Genomic DNA, 23,202 nt, shown 5'->3' on the forward strand with positions numbered 1-23,202 from the left:
CTTCCGTTTATGTAATCTGACGCAACCTACGCCGCCTCTTTCCTCTCTATTCGCAGCTGATCCTCAGCATACTGCTCCATTGTCTGCCACAGCTCCTGCATGTAGGAAGTTTCTTTTTCCTCCCATAACTGCAAGACTTTTTCTATGACATTATGTTCTTGCAACAGAGCTCTTGCTTCCTGCTCAGTCGGCTCGTTATACTCTAACAGCAAGACAATATCTTCACGGACTGCATATTCATATGCATGCTTAAGAATCACGTCCGGTGGCTGTGTTTTCAACCACTCTGCATATTGTTCCTGCTCCTGCATCAATTTCTCATAGAGCGCTTTGCTCAATTCTTCTGCTGTCATCCAATTTTCCTCCTGTTAGCCTCTTCCTCTGGTACTCTTCTCAAAATAAACTTAACATTCCTCTCAACACGAACTGCTTTCCGGGCTCCTTTTATTGGAAAACAGTATCTTTCGGGGATACCGCTTCCTGCGCCCTGCCCTGTCTTTCGTTTTCTGACACTGATAGCAGATTTCTTTTTTTCTCTGCTGCTCTTTTGCCTGTCTCTGTAAATTTCGATTTTCCATTTTGGCCTCCTAATACTTTAATTTATCTGTTCAATCTCTTGATCCGCAGATATGCTTTTCCGGAAGTATCACGCTTTGCTCTCTTCCTTCTTTAAATATGAAAGAACTTGAGCCGATAATCTGTTTAAAAGGGAACAGAGAACTGAACCGGATAGAGTCCGCTTCCTATAATCAGTTCTTTTCCATAGGCATTATGGGAAGTTATCTTCTTTACTTCCTCATCTTTTGGAAAGTATTTCAGCAGAACATCCTCAATTTGCTCTATCTCTGTCTCTATCTCCATACACCATTCCACATCTTCCGCCTCAAGCCGCGGTCCTTCTCCACACTCTTCAATGGTATTTTGACGTTTTTGTATCGCCTCCTGCGCTTTTCGAAGTATCATACTGCGATAACACTCGTAGTCTGTCTTCATCAATTCTAAAAGCGGATTTTTTTCTGCACACTGTTCAATCAAAAAAACTGGTTCATCCTCTTCATTCCAGGCAGCCAGTTTCTCCCGTTCTCCTGCCTCAGCCCTCATTTCTTCTCCATAGCGCACCGGGATATAGATTCTGGAATTGCAGACTCCCAGCAGCTTGCATTCTTTCTGGTTCAGCACCGTAATACCAGCTGCATATTTTCCTCTTGTCCCGGAAAGAATGTAGTGGTCACGTCCGCCACAGGTATCCGCCACGATTCCAATTGCCTCTGGAAAAGAAGCACCGGTATACTGCATTACCATGTGGAACACATTTCCTCTGTCACCGCAGGAGAAGCATTCATAATATCCATCTGGACGGATGAAGCAATTCCCGAAATTGCGGTCTGAATGTCTGGGATTCGGGCAGAGAATCCCTATGTTCCTTGTGCGGTCCGCACTGCTTTTCATCCTGATCCCGATTTCCTGCGCCACTTCCACCATGTCCGCATCATTTAATAACTGTTGTGTATCATACCGTATTCCCATTATTGTTCATGTCATCCTCCTTTCTTCTGTTTATTCCTGCAATTTCAATATGCCGTTTATCCTTAATCCTGAATCATCCCTAGATATATTTTCACTAGAGAAAAGCAGCCCGCCCATTCCGGACTGACCGCAGATGTCCCTTATTCCGCTCCCTGTTTTTCCACGATTGCTGAAAAGAAGCTGATCCGATCCTGATCCGCACTTCCAAATCCCAGCCCCTGAAATATAAACCATTCATATTGCACGATTTCGCCTTCCTGATCGTACAGACGGCTCGCCCGCTCCTCAATTTGAATCACACCTAACTCCTCTCCAGTCACTGGATCTGCGGCTAAAAGATGCCCATCCGCCGTGTATCCGTAAATCTCTACAACAGCTTCTCCCCGCTCCGGTGAAAATAAAGAAGCTAAAACGGGGGTTCCTTCCTCAATACTGCTGCGCACCCGCGCCAAATCATCCAATAAAATATGGTTCCTTCCAAACCGATCTTCATCCGGCTCCGCCTGCATACGGCGAATCTCCGTTTGTTCTCCACGTCTTGTATCCGGATCTAAATCAGTCATAGCGACTTGTTTACAGCGTAGCAGCGCCGGATCTGTTTCCGGCAAAATCGCACAGAGGATCTCTCCGCCGATGCGATTCTTAAAGTAAGCCTTTATCCCGCAAAAAGAGAATTCATAAACCATATCAAGCGGCTGGCCGTACACCTCTACCGTTGTATCCGGGCCCGGGATATAAATACATCCATCCCGATTGCTCTTTAATTGTCTGTGGACCCCATCTTTTATCTCGTATGCAAACTGTCCTTCGGGAAATTGTGCCCATCCTTTAAAATTGCAAAACCGGTATCCTGTCAATGTTTTTACCACTGCACCATAAGCCCGCGCTTCAATGTTATCCGGCCATAACACCACATTTCCTATCTTAAACGGGGACTGTATCTCCTTTTCTGCCTCTTCTGTCTGCTGGCGGACAATTTCTTTCAAAGTGTCATTATATATGGCAGGATTGGTCTCGGTAATCTTAAGCTCTGCCAGATCCATAATCCCGTCTCCATCTGTGTCAACCCGGTATGGATCGGAGCCCGCCCGCTTTTCCTCTGCATTTACAAGCCCATCCCCGTCAAAGTCCATATCGGGGTTATCCTTCAGGTATTCATTTGCTTCCAGTACTGCGGAAACATCCGCGTCTATTGCAACAGATGTTTCCGGTTCCCTGGTATAAAACAACAGCGGTGGGAGATACAGTACCACTGCAAAAAGGATTAAGATCCCCAGCAGATTCCGGCACCATTTCGGAAGCAGGAGACGCTTCTTCTTTTCTTCATTGATGGCATATTCAGGAACTGCCGGCTCTTTCTTTGTCTTAATATAACGACGCATTCTTTTGTTCATGCTTTCACCACCCTTTCCTTTTTAATATGAAAGAAATTCACTCTAAAAACAGATGAGGGACCGCTGCCGGTCCCTCGTGTCTATTCTTCTAAAACTTTCTGTATTCGTCCGATTTCCCCTGTTTCGAGCTGAACTTTGATTCCCCTTGAATGAAATGCTTTATTCGTAAGTATCCGTGCCACCCTTCCTCTGGTCAGTGTTCCGGTTCTCTGGTGTTCCTTCTGAACAATATCCACCCAGATTCCGGGGGACACATTTTTCCTATACTGTCCCTCCATATGATCCTGCTCCCTTCAATTTTTTTATAAGGTTTGAATTTCGACTGACAGGAGCAACTGAATTGATAGATCCCTGGATCGACTTTTCTGTGCCGATAATGTATTCCTCAACTTTTGCCCGGGAAACAGCTGTATAAAGTAAGTTTCTGCTCCACATGGTAGGTGCTACGCTGTATGCAATGACAGCTGCCTTGCATTCAGATCCCATACTTTTATTAATGGTCTGTGCATAGCAGAGGTCTATGTATCGCAGTTCCTTCCCTCTAAAGCTCTCTTTGCTGCCATCATCGAAAAGCACTTCAAGGATGCTTTCCTTCTCATTGATGTTCACAACCGTACCCGTCTCACCATTAAACACATTTTTATCGTAATTGTTCTCCTTTGTATACATTACCCGGTCATTGACATAAAACTTTAAATTCCCCAGTGTTAAAGGTTTTCTGCCTTCCACCGGATTTACCATGTCACGCAGGATCGGATTTAAAACCTCTGTCGCGATTGGGCTGTTCTGTTTCTTCGGCGTCAGGAATTTCACATTACGTATCCCGTATGTTTGCACAAGCCGAATATACTCCTGTATGGCAGCCATTTGGATTTCACCTTCTGATTCCACCAATCGAAAACGGAAAACATTTTCCTTTTGAAACCAGGTATGGCATCCCAGGCCTCTATTAATCCGCTCCACGTTCACTGCGATCGCATCGTCCTGCCGGTGCCCCAGGTGCAGTTTTACCGTCGGAATCCTGCCGCTTCGGATCAGGTCATCGAATACCTTTCCCGGTCCGATACAGCCGAGCTGGTCCTTGTCCCCGATCAGGATCAGGCGGGCGCCGTTTCGCACTGCCTGAAGGAAAGACTCCATCAGCAGAACATTCGGCATACTGCTCTCGTCCATGATGACCAGGTCATAAGGCAGCCGGTTATCTTCTTTATAGCGAAACCCCATCTCGCCCTCATGGTATCCATACTCAAGACCCCTGTGGATTGTATAAGCTCTCTTCCCTGTAGTTGCGGTGAGCTGAAATGCCGCGCATCCGGTGGGCGCAACCATCAGTACACTTTCCGGATGGTTCCATGCCTTCAATATTGCATGTACGACCGTTGTCTTTCCGGAACCGGGGCCGCCGGTTAGAATGAGCATTTTCTCGGTCATCGCCATTTCAACAGCTGCCTTTTGCTCTTCCGCCAACGGAAATCCTTTTTCTTCCTCAATATCCATAATCGCCTTTTTTATCCACACTGACGGAACGGTCCGGTTGGCAGGTGCATCCAGAACTCTCCTGACTGCATCCGCACATTTACTTTCAGCCCGAAAAATGGAGGACAGATAAACATCTCCATCTTCCACCACAATCTCACCCAGATCTGTCAGCTTCTCCAATTCATAACGCATACGGTCAAGCGAAACCGGCATTTTCAGCAGCACCCGAAGGCCGGTGTTAAGACTTCCCTCATGCATAAAACAATGTCCTTCCGCCGCTACGTTTTGAAGCGTATGAAGTATAGCCGCCCGGATTCTTTCCGGACTGTCCCTTTTGATACCGCAGCCTGCTGCCAGCTTGTCTGCCTTCAAAAAACCAATACCATCAATATCCCTGCTGATCCGGTAAATGTCTTCTTTCAAAAGTTCCACACTGCGCCCCCCGTACTTTTCATAAATTGTCTCAATCTGATATCTGGTTGCGCTTCTAAGATAAATTGCAAGAGGGATATATTTTTTGGTCTTTTCATAACTGTCTCGAATCTTTTCGGATTTTGCTTTCGTAATTCCCGAAAGCGTACAAAGCTTTTCCGGCTCCTGCTCTATAATCTCCACAGCGCGATCTCCAAAGGCTTCGTAGATCCGCTGTCCAAGAGCCGGCCCTACTCCATACAAAAATCCACTTTTCAGATAGACGAGAAGATTCTCCGGCTCTACTTCCTCCGCCTGAATCTGCGCCCAGGTTGTCTGAAACTGCCGTCCATATTTTGGATGCTTGCCCCAGGTTCCTTCCATGCGGATCAGGTCTCCCTGGCAAGGTCTTGGCATCTTTCCCGCCGCAGTACGAGATGTCTTCCCATACTCAAACTTGATTACACCAAATCCATTTGCATAGTAAACAACTTCTTTTATTCTTCCTGTCAACTCTTCCATTATGCAGCTCCTTTCCTCCGGTGCCCTGTTTTTTTCTTCATCTGCGTAAGTCTCCTAATCAAGGTACTCTGTCGGTCATGGTCCTCATCATTTGCCACTGCCATTGCCAATGTCGCTTTCTGTGCGAAAACATCTACCTCTTTTTTTCCTCTTGTAATCGCCGTATACAGGATTCTCCGCTTCAGCATTCCTTTCGGGCGCGCCGGCATCACAAAGAGCACCACTGGATATTCACTCCCTTGTGCCTTGTGTACTGTAATCGCATATCCGAGTTCCATATCTTCAAATTCATCTAATGTAAGAAGAATCTCCACCTGATTGATCTCTACTTTGATGTACTCATCTGCTATAATCTTGACAATCCTTCCGGTATCGCCGTTAAAGTATTTCATTTTATAATTATTATTGATCATAATAATCTTGTCTCCCTCACGGAAAAGCTGTCCGCCATAGCGGATACCGCCGTTTCCCGGGTTGACTGCCTTTTGCAGGATTTTATTAAGCTCTGACACCGTCTTCCTGGTACAGGCCAGGACCTGGATATCATTCGGTGCCTTGCGGTCATATCTTCGTTCAAATTCCCCCTCCACTGATTTCATCATATCTTTGTCTTGCATAGCATGGATATGAAAATCTTTCCCTTCTGACAACCGGGATATCCCCATACTGATGGCCCTGGCATTCCTCAGAATAAAGGAATCTCCCTTCTGCCGGAATACCTCTGTCAATTCTACAACCGGAAGAATTCCACATCGGATCAGGTCATGCAGAAAATTGCCTGCTTCTACAGATGGAAGCTGCTTCTCATCCCCCACAAAAATCACTGTAGCTCCCGGCTTAATCTCTTTAAGAAACGCATCTGCCAGCTCGATGTTGATCATAGAAGACTCGTCTATAACATACAGATCTGCCTTCAACGCCTTTGCCGCCAGATTCTCATTCAGACTTCCTTTCCCTTTGGTGAATTCCAGAAGCCTGTGGATGGTGTATGCGTCTCGGCCTGTTGCCTCAGACATTCTCTGCGCCGCCCTTCCTGTTGGAGCACAAAGAAGGATTTCCGCTCCCGGTTTCATAATCCGGAAAGCTTCAACCAATCCTTTTACCGTAGTTGTCTTTCCAGTTCCCGGATCACCGATCAGCACTTTAACACCAGGACTTTCCAGCAATGAAAACGCCTCTCTTTGCTCCGGTGAGAAATGTACGTGATAGGTGTCCATGATTGTCTGCGCCAAGTCCGTCCGGTATTCTTTATATGATTCCTGTCCCAAGCTCAATGCCGCAATACTTTCCGCAACATGCTTTTCCGCTTCCCTTAGTCCCTTCAAATAGTACCTGTTTTCTTCTTTCACAACAGCAGATCTTGTGGACAATTCAATCCCCAGACTGAGGGCTGGAGTGGAAATATGGTCTGGAAATACTGCATTCCTCAGTATTCGCTGTGTCTCCCGCAAGAGCTGTACCCTTTCCAAATAGGTATGGCCTTGCGAGGCCGCCTGCTGCAGCGCACGCTGCACTCCAAATTCTAAACGCTGCGGGCTCTGGCTTTGCCCTCCATTTTCCTTTGCGATAGAATCGCAAATTACAAACGACAATCCACTGTTTCTTCCAGTCACATAGGGCTGCTGCTTTAAAAGCTCTAACGCCTCCAGTCCATATCTTTTATAGATTCCAGCAAAATCTTTATAGACTCCTCCATGCTTTTCCAGATAATCATACAACTCTTGTTCTGCCTGCTGTTTGTTTAATAGAACAATCAAAGCATGTGCCTGCTTTCGGTTGACTCCTCGAAGAAGTACAAGGCTGTTTTCAACCTGATCGCTTAATTTCCCTTTTATCAAAATATCTCCAAATTGGTCTACAATGCGTCTTGCCACAGCAACGCCGATTCCAAGCTTCCCGCTTAAAATTACTTTCAGCAGCTCATTATGATCCAATGGTTGTTTCCTGACTCTGGCGTTTTTGACCTGCAGGCCGAATACAGGATGAATTTCCTCTTCTCCCTGCACAATAACCTTTGTTCCATTTTCAATTGGCAGGATTGTCCCCGAACATGCAATCTTTTTTCCCTGTGCGGCAACAAGAAAGGTAGTAAAACCATCCCTCAAGTCCCGCATCATTGTCTTTAAATAAATTCCCTGAACTTCGATCCTGGACTCCAAAGTTTCAGCTACCTCCTATCGTCATTTTCATTCCACCTTAAATATGACTGACATTATCGTTGCTGATGTGCATAGTTGTTTCTAACAAAATGAGCCAATCTACACATGGTAGACTAGCCCATTAGAGGTAAGTAGAATTCCTATGTTACCTTGGTTGGATAGGTCTGACCATTTCCGGTGCCATGATCACCCAGTCCAGTATGATGTCGTCTATTGTTTTCGGTTCACGGTACAAGTCAGAAAAAATTTTCTCAAGCCGTTCTATCTCTTCTGGTAAAACCGGCGCCTGAAAACTGCAATATAAATCCGGCGTCTCATTTTCTGTTTCCTTGTCTTCCCCGTCACGAATCTCAAAGATTGTTCCAATCAGTCCATCATACTCACTCCCTTTTGTTCCTACAATCGGTTCTCCGATGACATATCTAGTTCCTTCATAAATAAATACACTGCCTATTTCCTGTTGAATCACTGTTTCTTCCTCCTTTTCGTCTTTGTCTGTTCTTATTAAATATGCGGCTTATTTCCCTGTCTCAAACATTCAATCAAAATAGCTGCATATGAGTGTAGGGTTGATTTTTTAATATCAAGGTGATAATATTATCATAACGTACTGGTACTAGGAGGAAGTGTTATGAATCAATCTATCATGGAGAGCGTAAAGCACCCTGTAAAATGTAAACTGCTGTTAGAGATCTTGAATTGTAAACAAACCACAGCAAAACATTTGTCTGAAACTTTTTCTGATATCCCCACTGCCACTCTTTACCGATATTTAAAAAAAATGACGGCAGATGGCATATTAAAAATTGTCAATCAAACGCAGGTACGAGGTACGATTGAAAAAACGTATGCACTTGCTATTGACTTAAAAATGGAAATGAGTGATATATTAGAGAAAAATTCCGGTGAAGCATATATGCAGACATTTATTCAGTATATGTTAGGGTTTGCGGAACAATTTCAAGAGTATTGCAAAAAGGACGATATAGATATTGCAAAAGATAAATCTGGCTTCTCCCTTGCCCCTCTTTATCTGTCAGATGAAGAATTGGAGGATTTTATGAGAAGTTACCTGATGATTACTGAAAAATATAAAGACAATTCCGCAACAAAAGACAGAAAATTACGTTCCATTGGTTTAATTATCGCACCGCCAAATCTCGGTTAGCTTTTCCCGTCTATCAAAAATTGGTAGGCGGTTTTTTCTTGACTATATATTATCATAATGATATTATTATCGTATTGATAATAATAAAAAGGAGGACTTATCTTTATGAAGAAAAAATGTATTATCATAACGCTCGTCAGCTTTATTATCCTGTTTTTGCTGACATTCCTTTTACCAGAACAAATTTCAGTGAATGGTGGCATTGGAAAGAAAATAGAAATCAGCGTCTATTTTATTCTTTTGCTCTCACCAGCGCCGGCGCTCTGGTACTGGTCCAGAGAGAGAAAAAAAGAGAGGAGAAAATAAGGTATGGGTAAACATATTCTTGAAATCAGACATTATTCTAAAATATATTCCGGTAATAAAAAAGCGGTTGATGATCTAAGTCTTACTGTCAATAGCGGAGAAATTCACGCCTTTATCGGACATAATGGTGCAGGCAAAACCACGACCATCCGTGCAGTTGTTGGTGTAATGGATTTTGAACAGGGGCAGATCCTCATTGACGGACATTCCGTCAAAAAAGAGCCTGTTTTGTGCAAATCCCTCACTGCATATATCCCTGACAATCCTGACTTGTATGAGTATATTACAGGGATTCAATACTTAAATTATATCTGCGATATGTTCTTAATCCCTGAAAATGAACGTACTTCTACAATACGCAGATATGCAGAACTTTTCAGAATAACAGATAGCCTGGGGGATCTCATTAGCTCCTACTCCCACGGAATGAAGCAAAAGCTGGCATTGATCGGCGCATTTATTCACCGTCCAAAGCTGTTTGTATTCGACGAGCCTTTTGTTGGTCTTGATCCTGAAGCATCATACAATCTAAAAAAAATAATGAAAGAAGCCTGCCAGCATGGGAGTGCGATTTTCTTCTCTACACATGTGTTGGAAGTTGCGGAAAAACTATGCGACACCGTTTCCATTATCAACAGTGGGAAATTGATTGCGAATGGCACTATGGAGGAAGTCAAAGGTCAGCACAGCCTTGAAGACGTCTTTATGGAGGTTGTAGAAAATGGCAAGGAAATATAAACTCTTATTAAAAATGCAGTTGTACAGTTTGTTTGGCATAAATCGGCTATTCCATTCTAACGATAAAAAAGAGAGGCAGCACACTTTAATCATTGGTGTATCCGGGCTCGCGATTATTGGTGTCTTTGTTTACTTAAGCAGTTATATCTGTTCTACTTTTGCAGATATAGGGCTTGTACAGGCAATCCCCACACTGATAATTGTTATTTACTCTTTAGTCGTACTAATGCTGACATTCATAAAAAGCTCTGGAGCTCTAATCGGCCTGAAAGACTATGATATGGTTATGTCCCTGCCTGTAAATAATGCGGCGGTCATTTTAAGCCGACTTACCATGCTCTATATCATGAATTTACTGATTGGTATCATTGCGATGATACCAGCTGTCATTATTTATGGTATGAATACTACGGTAAGTGCCGGTGGTTATTTCATGTTAATGACTGCTTTGCTGTTCACACCAGTCATTCCTATGCTTTTTGCATTGGCAATTGGGACGTTGATCGTAGCTGTCTCTGCAAAATCAAAACACAATCATATTCTTGCCTTGATTATCAGCATTGGGGGAATACTTCTTCTGGTCTATGTAACTGCTAAATTACAGACAATGGGGACAACGCAGATCACAGATGTCAGTACCATGCTAATCAACTATTTTAATCAGTTTTATCCTCCTGCTTCCCTCTTTTCAAAAGCGTTGCAGCATAGTGATTGGCTCAGTTTTGGAATATTTGTGGTTAGCTCTGTCATTCTGCTTTTTGCATTTGTTCTGGTTCTTGCCTGTTTCTATAAACAATTGAATACACAGGTCTCCTCGAACCATGCAGGAAAGGATTTCCGTTTGGGAGAATTGTCCATATCTTCCCCTTTCATGGCATTATACAAACGGGAACTTGCAAGATTCTTTTCCTGCACAATATACGCATTAAATTCATGTATCGTTATGATACTGCTTTTTGTTATCTCGGTTGCTTCTGTATTCTACATGCCGGATATTCTCTTACAGCAATTGGAATCTTTCGGGATTATGGATAAATTTGAAACAGTTATGCCACTTGTAGCTTCGGTAATGGTGTGCGTTTGCTGCACAACCTCCGCATCTCTTTCGTTGGAGGGAAAAAGCAGATGGATTATGTGTTCTGCTCCGGTAAGCACAAAGACTGTCTTCAACGCAAAGATATTTATGAATTTAACGGTTGTACTGCCTGTTTTATGGATCAGCCTCATTCTACTTAGAATTGCTTTCTCCTTTACGGTTATTCAGACAGTCTTACTGTTTGTCACGCCCACGGTATATGCCTTGTTTATTTCAGTTATGGGCATGCTGCTAAATGTAAAATATCCACGCTACGACTGGACAAGTGAGTATTATGCGGTAAAAGGTGGCGCGGTATCTGTTTTAGCCGCAATTGGCGTAGGCCTTGCAGCAAGTGCCGTTCCTATATATCTATGTGTCTTTTTCCATGAATATGCGCAGCAGATTGTGATAGCTTTTACTGTGGTCATTGCGATTATGACTGCCGCTGTATACCACATTCTCTCCAAAATCCGTTTATACATGTAAGGCTGTTCTGGAATTAACGAAAGTAGGGAAGCTAAATGAAATATAATGATAATTTGCATATTGCTGAAACACTTGTAGACCAAAGAAGGAAAGCCGGAAAATCTCAGGATGATTTGGCGCAATACTGTGGTGTTTCCACGTCCAGTGTTTCAAAATGGGAAAAGGCAACTACCCGCCCCAGTTTTATCCATCTTCCGATGATTGCAGATTTTTATAACATAACAATACATAAATTATTGACCGGAAAAGAAAAAGATGATGAAAGTTTCTAAGCAGTACAAATACCAAGCAATCGCAGACGATATTAAAACAGAGATTTTTTCAAAGCATATGAAGGGGAATTCTCCTTTGCCGAGCATTAGACAATATGCCGTTAAATATGGAGTTACCTCCAATACAATTGTCAGTGCGCTTCATTTATTACGGAACAATAAAATCATATACCCACACCGTACAAAGAGATACTGTGTTGTTGCAGATATTGAGGAAAGGAGATTGGCCATCGCTAATGAGTTGATCCAGCAACTAATTACTGATATAAAAAAGATAGGATTCACAGAGCAAGAAATATCAAAGATAATCCAACAATAGTGCTCCGCTTGTTTTTGTTTTCTTTCACACTCTCACAAATTATTTGCCTATATATGCCAAAATGGCTGATCCACACATTTTGCGGGTTGGCCTTTTTCTTAACTGTTTTGTCGAATTCTGTCGCATTTTTCCGTTTTTTCCTGCGTGTGAGTATTTTTATGGACTATTAAAATAATGGTAGATATAATGAAAATAACCGAAATGAATATAACTAAAAACAGGACTTTTACCGTAGAAAATGCTAATTGACTTTCATTTATTACTGACCCTTGAGCATTTGGAATTTAAGACGGGGAACTTATCTCATCATCAGAACCTGTGATCCTGTTCATTTGTTCCTTGAGTTCATACTTGCAAAATGTGAAAGGAGAAAGATTTATGAAGGGAACTAATTATACCTCAAGCGAATCATATAATTCCACTGGCTACGATCAGGATATGGAAGAATCTGACCCAGGACCTAAAAAAGAAAAGAAAACTGTTATGACGACAGAGGAATTAATCCATTGCGTGAATTTAATCCGAAACGGTACGCCTGAGCAAAGAAGTGCCGCAACGGAAGAAATATTGGTCCGAAATGAACCATACATCAAAAGCCTCATCCGTACCATGTATCCGACTTATGCAAATAAATATATGGAGGATATGCTTTCATGCGGCAATATTGGTATCCTGTGTGCTCTTTATAAGGCTGATCCTCCCTATGATCCGACAATGAGCTCGTTCACAACCTTTGTTTCAAAATATATTATTCATGAGATCAGCGATTGTGTTAGTCAGATGGTACATAACACCTCGCCACACTACTCTGCCACAGCCAAAAAGATCAACCGTGCAATTGCTTCTTTACAGCAAAAGGGCATTGCAGCACCTACCATCACCGATATTATGGCAGAGACAAAGCTCGGATCAGAAGCAATCCAGACTGTATTGATCATGCAGTCAGCAAATTCCGCACTGCCCCTGGATCATCCGAACGTGATGGACGTTCCCGCCAACGAACAGGAATCCCCGGCTGAAGTCGTGGAACGCCTGGAACTGCTGGAAGACCTGAACACAGCACTGACCCGCTTATCCCCGGAAGAACGGCTTGTCCTGGAACTTCAGTACGGGCTCAATGGGAAGAAGCACCGCACACAGGCTGAAATCGCCAAGATATTAGGACAAGGTGTTACGGTACATCATGTACACCGCCTTCGTGCAAAGGCGTATCGGAAATTGTACCATGATGCGAAGCTTCGTTCTCATTTTGAATATGAATATAAACAGCAGGAAAAACAGTATGACAGACTGGTAGAGCAGACGCTCGTTCCACTGATTTTGTCTGCCAGCAGTATCGAGCGCGAAATGCTTACTCTTGCAGAAATTCCGCTGGAAGAGATTTCTCTTTAAAACAGTTAAAAGCCCGTCCTTCCAGACTCCGTATCCGGGCTCTGGATACCTTGGTGATGGGTTTCTGGAATCATTCCGGAAAGCTTTTAACTGTTCTATTTTAAATATGAAGGATTTGAAAGGAAATGTCCCCTTTTCTATAAAAAAAATTAAAAAACTGGTATAAGGCAACATCCGCTGCTATATACCAGTTTTCTATTTGTTCGTATAGATCTACTTATGCCACATCGAATCCTGAACAAAGAATATGATCGGCATATTGAAGCTTTAAACACATTGTATCAAAGTCGGTCGGATATCCAAACCAGAGCGCAATCTCATGGCACTCTTCAAAGCCTGTATGCTTCCCAAGAATAACATCCTCGTTCTCGATGTGCTCATTCCCACACAAATCTTTTGCTTTCTCGCGGATTCGTTTCCAGAACCGATGTCTGGAGAGTTTCAAATTCAAACGGAACCATTCGTCAAATTCATAGATTGCCAGTATGCCATACTGTTCGTCCAACTGCACGAGGTAAAGCAATGCGCCGGCAGTGCATCCTAACTCTTCATACCATTCTTGAATTCTTTCTGGAATTAATCCATGTCCGGTCTCTTCCCCAAGAGCATTTGTAAGATAAATAAGCTTTCTGTTCTTTATGATCCGATTCATACTTTTACACTTTTTCTTTCTTTTATTCACTTTGTTCCTCCTCTGTTGCATTACGACCATACCAAAACAATTCCTCCCAGATCAGAAATAAGCTTATAGATTGCACTCAAGAAGCGCGGATTTCCGCACGCATTCCATTGTTCAATCATTCTCTCCAGATCCACGTTATAATGTGGGATACAAAAATCGCAGCAAAAGTTATGTAATTCCTGTCCCTCGTATTTTACAAGACCAATTTTCTGTGTAACAGGATTTGGCTGGATACAGCCCAGATAGGCAGAACCATAAGTTTCCTGCATCGCCCATATCACTTGTCGTTCAGATTCATTTACATCATCTGATGCCTCCTGTATCCCCATCCGCAGGCAGAGCGGTTCCCGTGCATTTTCAACGATTGCCCTGTTCTGTCTTTCGACAGCATGTTTTAGCTTAATCATATTCCTCCTTAATCGGTCTCCTGCTCCTGTATAAACACATAGGCGTCACACTTCCTACACTCTGTGCCGGCAGGGGTACCGTCTGCTGACAGTTCCGGGCAATCCGGGCTGCAGGGAATCGCTTCATCCAGGCTGCAGGGTTTTTCACATGATTCACAAGGTTTTCCACACCAGTTCGCATGTGCCATATTTGCTCCTCCTTCATTTAGTTCATCACGCATTGATAAATACTTTCTGACAGACCTTTCGTCCGCTCAGAAATGCAAAATCCACCCAGTACCGGGAAAGCTCCTCTTCGGCATCCATCAACATCTACTAAAATATAAGGCTCTCCACTCTCCCGGCAAAGGCACGGGAGTAATGTAATAACCGTTCCTTCGGTTCCCTGGTTCCTATAATCAGTAATCTCAAAACCACATAAAGCTTGGTGTACGATACGGTACCTGCTTCCTAATACCCTCTCTTCAATCGCTGTCACGGTCCACATTGCATTACCTAGTCTATTTTTGAGATCATTGCTTAGAAATACCATTAGATCTCTGACTTCCTCTATCTTCATAGATATTCTCCTTTCCTCTTCGCTCCAAAATATTCAATCGCTTGCTATGGAATTTACTCAGAATATATAATGTTTTACCTTCATTTTCCATTCCACGCTTGGAATTTGAAACTCTTTGGCCACGGACACAAGACACACGTCTTCCTCTAAATTTGTACCTGCCTACCTGTCATCCCTTCTTTCTATACAAACTCGTTTTCCTCTATCCGTCACAAATTTGTTCCATTACAAATATGCCTGAATAAATGCCTGCTTAAAATCAACCGTTCCTCCCGCTGTATTAAGTTTTTCCTGCGTGTGAATCTTTGACTTGTATTTCTATTATTTAGTCTTTATAATAGTAGACACTCTAAGTAAAGGGGGCATATGAAATGGCAAAAATTATTGATTTTAATACAGCTAAGAGGAAGCTTTACCAGCCAAAACTGAATGAGCTTGAACACCTTCAGCAGATTTCCCGGTCACTCAATTCCGATGCTGCACTTTCTCATTACTGCGGGCTACCCGGAGGAAGCAAAGAAGAGGCTGAAAAGTTGGATCATTTACTGGAAGCCTTTTTCTCCAACCCTTGCCTTCGGAATCTTGATTTAACTCCTACAGGGACAGATAACAGCAAAACAGACTAAAGTCCTGCGAGGACCCCTTATGAATCGGGGTCCTTTTTTATGTCTCTCCTTATTGAATTATTCAGTTATTTTCCTTATATAGTTTATTATGTTGTACTTTTAAGAAAGATAAAATGTGTTATATCAACTTCAAGGAGAGATTCTATGCATGATGATATCGATTACTGCGCTATCGGGAAACGAATAAAAATTGCCCGGATTAATGCAGATTATACTCAGGAACGTCTGGCCAATAAGCTAAGTATGACGGTAACGCACATCAGCAATATTGAACGTGGAAATGCTCATTTAAGTCTTTCTACTTTTATCCGCATTGCCAACATACTAAATGTAAATGCTGATCAGCTGCTCTGCGATAATATTGTTCTTACGAAGCATGCTTTTACAAACGAAATCAATCAGATTGCAGAACATTGTGATGAAATAGAGATCCGCATTCTCACAGAGGTTATGGCCGCTACTTTAGATGCCCTGCGCAACGGGCATAGAGTTCAGGAACTTGCTGATTACTATAAAACGGATAGCTAATCCACAAGGTACGTGACCAATTCCATTCTTTCAGTTCCATTTTCCAGAATGTTAAATAAAGAGCAAGGGAATGCTGCAACAAACCCTTGCTCTGTTTGGCTGTCTACATATTGACAGCTATTTTGCCCCTTTTATGCTGCCATGTGCAACCCGATTGGTATTACCTTTGCATCCTCTTCCGCAAAATCCACGTGGAAGAATTCCATAAGCGCCTGAAATACGGATGAGACAAGATCAATACACTCGAAATAATCATCTCGCCTCACCAGTCCGTTGAAAACCCGTTTCCCTCTTAATTTTGCACAGCTCTGGAAATACATGATGCAATTCACGGTTTTGGACAGCCACAATTGCGCCTGACCTTCATAGTGGTCCCTTCCATTTTCCACCATATCAAAAGTACGGTCTCCCATGTCATACATTGACAGTGTCAACGCTGCATCCATATACCGAGTTACATAGTGAATCATGTTTCTTCCGGCTTTCACGTTTTTCCGGATCTCCTCGACCAAAACTTCCGTATTCACCTTATACTCTTTGCATTCCCTTGTGTAAAACATGCTCTGTTCCTTCATAGTCCGGTCCTCCTTAAAATTGATTTGAATTGGTTTGATTGCTTTGTGAATGCGGATGGCAGTGGACAAATCGCTCTCCATCTCGTCTTTTATTCACCTGACATGAATATGAGAGTTATTCTTCTTGATAAATAACGATTATCGGCCTATTCACAAATTTTCCTTATAAAAAGATACCGGCCTGCTGAATTACATCAGCAAGCCGGCATCTTTATCCCTGACTTTTACTATTTGGTATCTATGCTGCTATAGCGATCTCCTCTTTTTCCACATTCATGCGCTTCCACTGTGTTCTCGACATATTCAGGACTTTGTACCCCACTTCTTCCAGCTCGGAAGCCCGATCATAGTCATCCACAGTCTGACTCATCTCGGTGATTGCGTTGGATAATCCATACAGAGTATAGTCTCCTCTCCGGTACAGGTGTTCCATAACCCCTTCCTTTTCATCTTTTTTTATGTCAAATTCCCTGCCGGTCATGGTCACCAGAGATGGAATATCCCCTGTGATCTCCATATTCTTCGCCATTTTGTACTTATGTGTAACCCGGTCCAGAGTCACCTGGCTGACTGCATCCTCTACGATATCCCTGATTTCCAGACGGAGGGATCTTGCCTGAGCCTCTCTGGTATCATCTTTGAAAAGCATGAAATCTGTATTGGATTTCATTCTGGCGCCTTTATGATACGCCCTGGATACAGCGTCATTGATGACCATCCCATTCCTGCATACCAGGCGGTATACAAGCGGCTTAACTGTAATGGACCCCAGTCCGACCTCTGAATTCGTAATGATAACTCCGGCCTGTACAATGTCTCCCGGTGTGACTTCCGCCTGCACCTTCTTATTTACAACCTTGATGTACAGCCTGGACTCCGTGATCTCGCAGGACTCTACCTCTGCGTCCAGCCCCAGTTTCTCAAGGATAGGGAGTACGGTATATAACACCGCATCATTATCCAGTTTCAGGTACTGATTGGACAGAAACGCCCTCATCCTGCCGTCAAATCTGCGGATCATTCTCTGGGCTGCCGGCTTCTGTGCAAACCATGTATTGATATTGGTTGCCAAAAGCTGCGGATTCTTCTCAAGCATCATATTATAATAGCTGGCCGGTATCTCCAGATATCTGCCGATCTGTGCATGCGCGGTCCTGTTTACCGGTGCTTTCATCAGGACAGCGTCTTTCTTTCGGTCAATCACACACATATTCTGCTCTGAGCCCTCTACAACATATTCCATGCACTGTGTATTGACCAGTGCGTCCTCTTTCAGAGAGCGTTCCGCCATTACCTTTTTTTCCAGTTCATCAAGTGTCATAATGCTTCCTTTTTTCATTTGGATACCTCCTGTTGAATTCTGACTTTAGTATTCTATTCTTGTATTGTACGACGGATTTCCTAACATCTGCCTTGCTTCTCTTATTGCCGCTTCCTGTAGATCAATATGCATCATTCTGTTTGCTGTGAGCAGGCAAGCCGCTCCAACAAGGTATTTGAACTTTTCGTGACCTACTTCCATAAGAATCAGCGCCTCGCCAGCCGGAAGGAGCTTCTGCAGTCCGGTAATGAACGCGCCATAATCCTCTTCCGCTTCGTCCGGAGCTTCTCGGTCCGGTACGCCGTAAATTCGTCCATCACAAGTAAAACAATATTTTTTGCCCTCCTCACTCTCTCGAAGCTGCAAGTGTCCGTTTGTTCTGCAGGTAGACAGAAGTTCTTCTAATGCATTTTCATCTTTCACCCGGAAATAATTAGTCCGTATCCAGCAATTATAATCCGACATCTTTGTTCTCCTTTCGCATATTCGTATACCTCCTGTTCATCTTTTTTTGCTCGAAATAAATATGAAAGATGTCCTTACATATGAAAATCATGTGATGTGTTACGCGGCTTCTGTCCCGACACTCCCCTCTTTAAACAGGAGGAACACACCATTCCTATAACTCTCTGTCTGAGAAACGGACACATTACCTGAAATAGAGTCCAGATACTGCTCGCCGCCCTTACTTTTTGAAATATACATAAAGTACTCTCCACGGACATAGTTCTGAGATGCACCCCCATAAGCGGAAGCTAGAACAGGATATGCGTCCAGTTCCGCTGCTTTGCAGGTGGCAAACTGCACAAACAACTGCTTGATTTTTTCGCTTGTCAGTCCATCCACATTAGAAATATAGGCCTTTTCTAAAAAAAGTGTCAGTCTTTCCTTATTTTGTTCCTGACTCGTCTCTGTTTCCATAAGATCAGCAAACTCTAAGGTGTTTTTTTCTTTTAACTGTATGAGGGTTCCCTTTGTAAGTCGGATACTGGCCCGGCCGATCACATTTCCCTTTCTCTTCGCCAACAGAACCTTTTTGTTGGAGTCGAAACATGACAGAATACAGTTTTTATGCATACCATCGTCATAGGCAAGACAGGTACGATACGGAAGGCGTCCAATCCTCAGTGTTGTATAAAAGTCGTCTGCTTCCGTAACTTCTATATTTTCCTGCGTGAAACTCTCATTCTCTTTCCAGACTGTTTCCTGCTCCTGACTGATCGGATAACTGATTTCCTTCTCCAAATCTGAATGATGGTACTTCAGCTGTTTGAATTTCCCCATCAGCTCCGCCTGAACAATCCGACGGAAAGCCTCTTTATTATTGGTGTCGTTGTAGTAGATCCAGCTCATTTCAGAGGCCTCTTTCATTATGAATTTCTGGATAAACGGATAATTATCCTTAATGAAATCATCGGACATTCCCATTGTTTCCCTTAATTTTTGAAATTCCTTGTCGTGTTCTACTAAGCATTTCTTCGCCTGCGACCAACTTTTTAACTCTTTTGCCCATTCCACATTACGCACAACATAAAGTGCTTCTTCCCATGTTTGCAATTCCGGAAGTAAGTGCTGGATCTGGTCATATACCATCAGCAGCCGTACACTTTCAAGATAACCCAGCCCTCTTATATGCGCCAGCTCCCGTTCTCTCCAAACACCAAGCCGCTGCCTTGACAGTGCCCCCGCCAGGCTTGTCAGCATATCTTCCGTGAAATTCTCGGAAACCAGATCCCTTTTTATCATTTCGCGGATTGTCTGGAGTCTGTCATCAACCCGAGGTATATTCAACAGATCATACAGTGTGATATATTGCTCTTTGGCATATCGGAGCGTTTTTAATTCGGAAAATGTATACTCTTTTTTTCTAAGTAAATATAACTTGCTTCTCTCGCTGTATTTTCCTGCTGACTGTCGCAGATTTTTTTCTGTAACCGAATTCAGATTACACCTGTGATAGAATTCTGCGTCAAAAATTATGGCGTCAAATCCCAATTCCTTAAACAATTGTATATTATCTGAAACCATTTTAAGAAAGCTCTTCTTTTTATGCGCAATCGCATAGGTTAAAACACTGATTTGATAATGCTCAAGCTCTGTAAATTCAATATCTAGCTGCCCGGAATAGACTTCGTTTAAATATCCAAGTTGAGTGTCACAAACTGATTTCATATTCTGTTTCCAGAACGCATGGTCTTTTTTGCTAAAATAGTCAAGTTCATAGCAGACATTATTTCCATGTAGCCAACGGTCAAAAAACTGACAGAACCCCTTTTTCTGATGGCGAAACGATTCCCAGATTTTCTCCATTTTCCCGATCATGGCCTGATCTATTTCCGACAGCTTTTTTAAATCACTTACTAAGAAATCATATTCAATCTCAATGCCCTGCAAAAATATAACCAGTTCCTTAATAGCAGGATAATCTTTCAGCAGGCACAGACATTCGGGGGCATTTCTTCTTTCAAAATACTGCCATAGACATATTTCCTCTAACAGTTTTCTTATTTTCTCGTCACGCACAGCCTCCCTTCCTTCGGGTCCGTACTGATAGAGATATCTGATATTTTTACACACACGATCTGATTTACCGTTTTTCTTACCAAGCGGTAAAAAAAAGACCAGATAAGCAGCTGCCTCCTCCGCGGAAAACATCTTTTCTGCCACAAGCCATATCACTAAGTCTGCCGGATAATCCATGATCTGCCCTTTCAACGAGTTCAAGGCATCAAGCAGATCATTGATCTCTTTTTCATGCAAATGAGCCATTAATAATGATTTATAATAAGGAATAAAGTCCGGATTTCTCATGATTTCTTGTTGAATCTTATTCCGGTAAATATACTCTCTTCTGTCTTTAAATTTTATCCCGGCTTCCTGTATGATCCTGCACTTGTTCTCCAATTCATCCATAGGTTCCTGTCTGGTAAATGCCAGAGAAAAGCCAGCATTTTTGAGACAACTTACAATTTCAACTCGTTTCACAATTTTCAGCATTCTTTGCCCTCCAGTTTATATAACTGTTCCTTCATTTTCCGCCAGTCCGCTCCCTCTGTTCTCAGCATCTTACTATACATTTCCAAAATCATACTTATCTCTTTTTTTGTCCATTTTGAATTTTCTATAGAAAATATTTTCTGCAACTCTTCATGTACAAGACTTATAACGATATCCGGTCTATATCTATAATAAGATGTCACGTAATTTTCCAAAGTCTGTATACTGCCGTCAAACGTTTCCTTCAGTTTCCCGCGATATAATTCCAGATCCTTCTGGTAATCTCTTTCTTCTCTCTCTGCCGCACGCTTTTTCTGTTCCTCTTCCTCCTTTTCTAACATGTCAGTATCATAGAATTTCTTCTTAAGACCGTTAAGATTACTCAGTGGGATATTCTCCTCTTGATCCAGCTGCATAATCAGTCCCGGCATTTCTTCTTCATATAGCTTCTGGAAATTCTCGTCACTTACTATAGAATTCACAAACGCTATATAATGCTCCGGTTCAAAGCGAAATATGGATTCATCCATCCATTCAAGAAGTCTTTTCCTCTCATCCGTTTTTAGAAAGTCTCTATGGTAATTCAACTGCATGGTATGGCTATAGCCCCATAAGCACTTTCCCAGCCTCGTATGGAAAAAACAACTTGCACCAAAGAACTCTGGAATTTCCATCATGTCGTTTTTTTCAAGATACTGCCGCCAGAAATCAAACACTTTCCGGTTTGGTATCTCACTTACATAGTTCCAAAGATAATCTCTTTCATATGTTTTTTCTGTACCGACCAATCCTTCTTGATATTCGTTCAATAAAATAACCCCGTTTTCAACAAACATCTGAAAAAGTCTATGCCCTTCTGACCGATATTTTTTAAAATAGTCCATAAAACTGTGTTGAGTTAACGCTTCATAGCATTTCAGGTATTTCCTTATTTGCTCTACGTTCGGGCAATCAAGCGACGCGATCTGGTGTGCGAACAAATCAAAATACCGCTCCATATTTAATTCTCGGGCGAGAATGTCCCACTTATGGTCAAACACATCCACTTGATACATTTTGTCTTTCTCCGCCTTCTGAAACAGCCATAATACCATCTCTGGTTGTACCGGCTGGAGGTGACATTCGATTGCATGCCAAATTCCCGGATGAGATTCATAACAGATCTCGTATTTTTTGTATTTTTCTAGCAAGAAAAATAAATACTGATACAGATCCTCTCCCAGTTTTCGCTTTCCGTTGATCATCGCAATACAGCACCTAGCTGAAATCTTCTCTCCCACAATCCCCTTTTCAACAATTCGTTTCTTCCTCGGGAGAAGCCACATAAGCACGGAATTGCAGAAAGCGATTTCTTCTTCGTTGTACCCCGCCTTTTCAAGCGTCTCGAATTCTTTTGAACATGGCTGGATACACTTATAAGCCAGTTTGACGAGAGTGCGCAACATCATATTGTCCCGTTTTCTGCATGCCATGATTTCTTCCTCATAATAATCAATCAGCCATTTAAGCAGCCCTGCATTTTCAAACAGGTTGAAATTCCGTTGCTCACCCCATAATTTCACCAGCAAAGGGCGCATTTGTTGAAATCCCTGCGCTTTATCCTCATAAAGCGCCAATAGAAATAACGCCTCCTCAATTCGCACATTTTGTCTCCGGCTCAGTTCTCCCAGACTTTCTTTTCGCGGATCTTCTTTGTCTGCCAACATGTATATGGCGCCAGACAAAAAAATGTCCTTGTTAGCCCCGGCTCTGATTCTGCCAATAAAAGCATCCTTTTGATCCCCAATGAACATCGTGTCATCCAAAATATTTGCACAATTTCCAAGAGCAAGAGCCAGCGCTCTTAGGTTCATCAGTTCATCCCCGATTTTCTCTTCAAAACGTTCCAGTACTTCTCCTGGATAGACTAATTGATATTGCCCGAAATACCCGGCATAATCCTCATCCCAGTAGAAGGGGAGCCCACACTTCAATCTCAGATTTTCAAAATGTCTCTTGTCTGGGTCTGCCGCACGCATGATCATGTGCTGCATAGCATGAAATAATTCCATATTTACAGCATTTGTAAATGCTGTATACTGTCTCTTTCCCCATGTTCCGTATTCCATTCTTTGTTCTCCTATTTGGTATAAACTCCTTTCGTCTATGTGCTACCTCATAAATATGAAACGAATTCACGTTCGTAAGGACATGCGTGATGACAGAAAAATCCCAGAGAAAACATTGTCCTCTGGGATTAAATCCACATTCTCTTTA

The 23,202-nt window shown here is 42.6% G+C and carries 26 protein-coding genes; 9 read left to right on the top strand and 17 right to left on the bottom strand.

The genetic code is table 11. The features are described 5' to 3' along the window. Nucleotides 1-26 precede the first annotated feature (26 nt). From B5F53_RS06245 to B5F53_RS06275, 8 genes are all read right to left on the bottom strand, one after another. Nucleotides 27-353: a DUF3848 domain-containing protein gene (locus B5F53_RS06245; protein WP_087221470.1), complete on the bottom strand. Its 327-nt coding sequence runs from the start codon at nt 351-353 to the stop codon at nt 27-29. 63 nt (nt 354-416) lie between these two features. Continuing rightward, nucleotides 417-578 carry a hypothetical protein gene (locus B5F53_RS19815; RefSeq protein ID WP_162610543.1) on the bottom strand — a complete coding sequence of 54 codons (162 nt, stop codon included), beginning with the start codon at nt 576-578 and terminating at the stop codon, nt 417-419. Nucleotides 579-702: 124 nt separating this feature from the next. Beyond that, the gene (locus tag B5F53_RS06250; RefSeq protein ID WP_087221473.1) at nt 703-1,527 is read right to left on the bottom strand and encodes a CHC2 zinc finger domain-containing protein; all 825 of its coding nucleotides are present in this window, start codon (nt 1,525-1,527) and stop codon (nt 703-705) included. Nucleotides 1,528-1,667: 140 nt separating this feature from the next. Next, complete coding sequence (locus tag B5F53_RS06255) at nt 1,668-2,921, bottom strand: thrombospondin type 3 repeat-containing protein (protein ID WP_087221476.1); 1,254 nt, start codon at nt 2,919-2,921, stop codon at nt 1,668-1,670. An 80-nt stretch (nt 2,922-3,001) separates the two neighbouring features. After that, nucleotides 3,002-3,199: a YwbE family protein gene (locus tag B5F53_RS06260; protein WP_087221478.1), complete on the bottom strand. Its 198-nt coding sequence runs from the start codon at nt 3,197-3,199 to the stop codon at nt 3,002-3,004. Next, nucleotides 3,183-5,333 (bottom strand): SF1B family DNA helicase RecD2, encoded by a 2,151-nt coding sequence (recD2, locus tag B5F53_RS06265; RefSeq protein ID WP_087221480.1) that lies wholly within the window; start codon nt 5,331-5,333, stop codon nt 3,183-3,185. The genes B5F53_RS06260 and recD2 (B5F53_RS06265) overlap by 17 nt, the downstream gene beginning before the upstream one ends. Further along, on the bottom strand, nt 5,333-7,492 hold the full coding sequence (gene recD2 / locus B5F53_RS06270) for an SF1B family DNA helicase RecD2 (protein WP_087221483.1): 2,160 nt from the start codon (nt 7,490-7,492) through the stop codon (nt 5,333-5,335). The genes recD2 (B5F53_RS06265) and recD2 (B5F53_RS06270) overlap by 1 nt, the downstream gene beginning before the upstream one ends. 145 nt (nt 7,493-7,637) lie before the next feature. Beyond that, a complete protein-coding gene (locus B5F53_RS06275; RefSeq protein ID WP_087221485.1) occupies nt 7,638-7,961 on the bottom strand; it encodes a hypothetical protein in 324 nt (107 codons plus the stop codon). Nucleotides 7,962-8,123: 162 nt separating this feature from the next. Here B5F53_RS06275 and B5F53_RS06280 point away from each other — a divergent pair, with 162 nt between their 5' ends. From B5F53_RS06280 to B5F53_RS06310, 7 genes are all read left to right on the top strand, one after another. Beyond that, entirely contained in the window at nt 8,124-8,660 is a 537-nt protein-coding gene (locus tag B5F53_RS06280; RefSeq protein ID WP_087221487.1) for a hypothetical protein, read from the top strand. Nucleotides 8,661-8,765: 105 nt separating this feature from the next. Next, nucleotides 8,766-8,966, top strand: a complete 201-nt coding sequence (locus B5F53_RS06285) for a DUF1648 domain-containing protein (RefSeq protein ID WP_140398211.1) — start codon at nt 8,766-8,768, stop codon at nt 8,964-8,966. A gap of 15 nt (nt 8,967-8,981) precedes the next feature. Beyond that, the gene (locus tag B5F53_RS06290; RefSeq protein ID WP_087221815.1) at nt 8,982-9,704 is read left to right on the top strand and encodes an ABC transporter ATP-binding protein; all 723 of its coding nucleotides are present in this window, start codon (nt 8,982-8,984) and stop codon (nt 9,702-9,704) included. Next, on the top strand, nt 9,688-11,268 hold the full coding sequence (locus tag B5F53_RS06295; RefSeq protein WP_087221491.1) for a hypothetical protein: 1,581 nt from the start codon (nt 9,688-9,690) through the stop codon (nt 11,266-11,268). Before B5F53_RS06290 ends, B5F53_RS06295 begins: the two co-directional genes overlap by 17 nt. 35 nt (nt 11,269-11,303) lie before the next feature. Further along, on the top strand, nt 11,304-11,540 hold the full coding sequence (locus B5F53_RS06300) for a helix-turn-helix domain-containing protein (protein WP_087221493.1): 237 nt from the start codon (nt 11,304-11,306) through the stop codon (nt 11,538-11,540). Then, nucleotides 11,524-11,859, top strand: a complete 336-nt coding sequence (locus B5F53_RS06305) for a GntR family transcriptional regulator (RefSeq protein WP_087221495.1) — start codon at nt 11,524-11,526, stop codon at nt 11,857-11,859. The genes B5F53_RS06300 and B5F53_RS06305 overlap by 17 nt, the downstream gene beginning before the upstream one ends. 378 nt (nt 11,860-12,237) lie before the next feature. Further along, complete coding sequence (locus B5F53_RS06310) at nt 12,238-13,251, top strand: sigma-70 family RNA polymerase sigma factor (RefSeq protein WP_087221497.1); 1,014 nt, start codon at nt 12,238-12,240, stop codon at nt 13,249-13,251. A 217-nt stretch (nt 13,252-13,468) separates the two neighbouring features. On the opposite strand, the gene B5F53_RS06315 is transcribed toward B5F53_RS06310, so the two are convergent. From B5F53_RS06315 to B5F53_RS06330, 4 genes are read right to left on the bottom strand one after another with little or no spacing between them, the layout of a single operon-like run. Then, the gene (locus B5F53_RS06315; RefSeq protein ID WP_140398212.1) at nt 13,469-13,933 is read right to left on the bottom strand and encodes a hypothetical protein; all 465 of its coding nucleotides are present in this window, start codon (nt 13,931-13,933) and stop codon (nt 13,469-13,471) included. Between the two features lie 20 nt (nt 13,934-13,953). Beyond that, nucleotides 13,954-14,340, bottom strand: coding sequence for a hypothetical protein (locus B5F53_RS06320; RefSeq protein WP_087221501.1), 387 nt, complete (start codon nt 14,338-14,340; stop codon nt 13,954-13,956). Nucleotides 14,341-14,348: 8 nt separating this feature from the next. Continuing rightward, nucleotides 14,349-14,528 carry a hypothetical protein gene (locus tag B5F53_RS06325; protein ID WP_140398213.1) on the bottom strand — a complete coding sequence of 60 codons (180 nt, stop codon included), beginning with the start codon at nt 14,526-14,528 and terminating at the stop codon, nt 14,349-14,351. A 17-nt stretch (nt 14,529-14,545) separates the two neighbouring features. After that, entirely contained in the window at nt 14,546-14,899 is a 354-nt protein-coding gene (locus B5F53_RS06330; RefSeq protein WP_087221505.1) for a hypothetical protein, read from the bottom strand. A gap of 371 nt (nt 14,900-15,270) precedes the next feature. On the opposite strand from B5F53_RS06330, the gene B5F53_RS06335 reads away from it, so the two are divergent. Further along, a complete protein-coding gene (locus B5F53_RS06335) occupies nt 15,271-15,525 on the top strand; it encodes a hypothetical protein (protein ID WP_087221508.1) in 255 nt (84 codons plus the stop codon). 144 nt (nt 15,526-15,669) lie between these two features. Next, complete coding sequence (locus B5F53_RS06340) at nt 15,670-16,053, top strand: helix-turn-helix domain-containing protein (RefSeq protein ID WP_087221510.1); 384 nt, start codon at nt 15,670-15,672, stop codon at nt 16,051-16,053. Between the two features lie 131 nt (nt 16,054-16,184). Here B5F53_RS06340 and B5F53_RS06345 read toward each other — a convergent pair whose 3' ends face one another. The 5 genes from B5F53_RS06345 to B5F53_RS06365 all read right to left on the bottom strand — a co-directional run bounded on the left by B5F53_RS06345 (nt 16,185) and on the right by B5F53_RS06365 (nt 23,054). Then, a complete protein-coding gene (locus B5F53_RS06345; RefSeq protein WP_087221512.1) occupies nt 16,185-16,628 on the bottom strand; it encodes a hypothetical protein in 444 nt (147 codons plus the stop codon). 238 nt (nt 16,629-16,866) lie between these two features. Next, nucleotides 16,867-17,967, bottom strand: coding sequence for a DUF932 domain-containing protein (locus tag B5F53_RS06350; RefSeq protein ID WP_087221514.1), 1,101 nt, complete (start codon nt 17,965-17,967; stop codon nt 16,867-16,869). A gap of 27 nt (nt 17,968-17,994) precedes the next feature. Then, complete coding sequence (locus B5F53_RS06355; protein WP_087221516.1) at nt 17,995-18,414, bottom strand: hypothetical protein; 420 nt, start codon at nt 18,412-18,414, stop codon at nt 17,995-17,997. A gap of 99 nt (nt 18,415-18,513) precedes the next feature. Continuing rightward, nucleotides 18,514-20,946 carry a hypothetical protein gene (locus B5F53_RS06360; protein ID WP_087221518.1) on the bottom strand — a complete coding sequence of 811 codons (2,433 nt, stop codon included), beginning with the start codon at nt 20,944-20,946 and terminating at the stop codon, nt 18,514-18,516. Next, nucleotides 20,940-23,054, bottom strand: coding sequence for a hypothetical protein (locus B5F53_RS06365; RefSeq protein ID WP_087221520.1), 2,115 nt, complete (start codon nt 23,052-23,054; stop codon nt 20,940-20,942). Before B5F53_RS06365 ends, B5F53_RS06360 begins: the two co-directional genes overlap by 7 nt. Nucleotides 23,055-23,202: the final 148 nt, after the last annotated feature.

This window comes from Blautia sp. An249 (assembly GCF_002159835.1).
GTDB lineage: Bacteria > Bacillota > Clostridia > Lachnospirales > Lachnospiraceae > Blautia_A > Blautia_A avistercoris.

What these genes read in the sequence shown, in the direction of transcription:
- B5F53_RS06245 (WP_087221470.1), bottom strand. Translation starts at nt 353, where the DNA reads ATGACAGCAGAAGAATTGAGCAAAGCGCTCTATGAGAAATTGATGCAG.
- B5F53_RS19815 (WP_162610543.1), bottom strand. Translation starts at nt 578, where the DNA reads ATGGAAAATCGAAATTTACAGAGACAGGCAAAAGAGCAGCAGAGAAAA.
- B5F53_RS06250 (WP_087221473.1), bottom strand. Translation starts at nt 1,527, where the DNA reads ATGGGAATACGGTATGATACACAACAGTTATTAAATGATGCGGACATG.
- B5F53_RS06255 (WP_087221476.1), bottom strand. Translation starts at nt 2,921, where the DNA reads ATGAACAAAAGAATGCGTCGTTATATTAAGACAAAGAAAGAGCCGGCA.
- B5F53_RS06260 (WP_087221478.1), bottom strand. Translation starts at nt 3,199, where the DNA reads ATGGAGGGACAGTATAGGAAAAATGTGTCCCCCGGAATCTGGGTGGAT.
- recD2 (WP_087221480.1), bottom strand. Translation starts at nt 5,333, where the DNA reads ATGGAAGAGTTGACAGGAAGAATAAAAGAAGTTGTTTACTATGCAAAT.
- B5F53_RS06280 (WP_087221487.1), top strand. Translation starts at nt 8,124, where the DNA reads ATGAATCAATCTATCATGGAGAGCGTAAAGCACCCTGTAAAATGTAAA.
- B5F53_RS06285 (WP_140398211.1), top strand. Translation starts at nt 8,766, where the DNA reads ATGAAGAAAAAATGTATTATCATAACGCTCGTCAGCTTTATTATCCTG.
- B5F53_RS06295 (WP_087221491.1), top strand. Translation starts at nt 9,688, where the DNA reads ATGGCAAGGAAATATAAACTCTTATTAAAAATGCAGTTGTACAGTTTG.
- B5F53_RS06300 (WP_087221493.1), top strand. Translation starts at nt 11,304, where the DNA reads ATGAAATATAATGATAATTTGCATATTGCTGAAACACTTGTAGACCAA.
- B5F53_RS06305 (WP_087221495.1), top strand. Translation starts at nt 11,524, where the DNA reads ATGATGAAAGTTTCTAAGCAGTACAAATACCAAGCAATCGCAGACGAT.
- B5F53_RS06310 (WP_087221497.1), top strand. Translation starts at nt 12,238, where the DNA reads ATGAAGGGAACTAATTATACCTCAAGCGAATCATATAATTCCACTGGC.
- B5F53_RS06320 (WP_087221501.1), bottom strand. Translation starts at nt 14,340, where the DNA reads ATGATTAAGCTAAAACATGCTGTCGAAAGACAGAACAGGGCAATCGTT.
- B5F53_RS06325 (WP_140398213.1), bottom strand. Translation starts at nt 14,528, where the DNA reads ATGGCACATGCGAACTGGTGTGGAAAACCTTGTGAATCATGTGAAAAA.
- B5F53_RS06330 (WP_087221505.1), bottom strand. Translation starts at nt 14,899, where the DNA reads ATGAAGATAGAGGAAGTCAGAGATCTAATGGTATTTCTAAGCAATGAT.
- B5F53_RS06335 (WP_087221508.1), top strand. Translation starts at nt 15,271, where the DNA reads ATGGCAAAAATTATTGATTTTAATACAGCTAAGAGGAAGCTTTACCAG.
- B5F53_RS06340 (WP_087221510.1), top strand. Translation starts at nt 15,670, where the DNA reads ATGCATGATGATATCGATTACTGCGCTATCGGGAAACGAATAAAAATT.
- B5F53_RS06345 (WP_087221512.1), bottom strand. Translation starts at nt 16,628, where the DNA reads ATGAAGGAACAGAGCATGTTTTACACAAGGGAATGCAAAGAGTATAAG.
- B5F53_RS06350 (WP_087221514.1), bottom strand. Translation starts at nt 17,967, where the DNA reads ATGAAAAAAGGAAGCATTATGACACTTGATGAACTGGAAAAAAAGGTA.
- B5F53_RS06355 (WP_087221516.1), bottom strand. Translation starts at nt 18,414, where the DNA reads ATGTCGGATTATAATTGCTGGATACGGACTAATTATTTCCGGGTGAAA.
- B5F53_RS06360 (WP_087221518.1), bottom strand. Translation starts at nt 20,946, where the DNA reads ATGCTGAAAATTGTGAAACGAGTTGAAATTGTAAGTTGTCTCAAAAAT.
- B5F53_RS06365 (WP_087221520.1), bottom strand. Translation starts at nt 23,054, where the DNA reads ATGGAATACGGAACATGGGGAAAGAGACAGTATACAGCATTTACAAAT.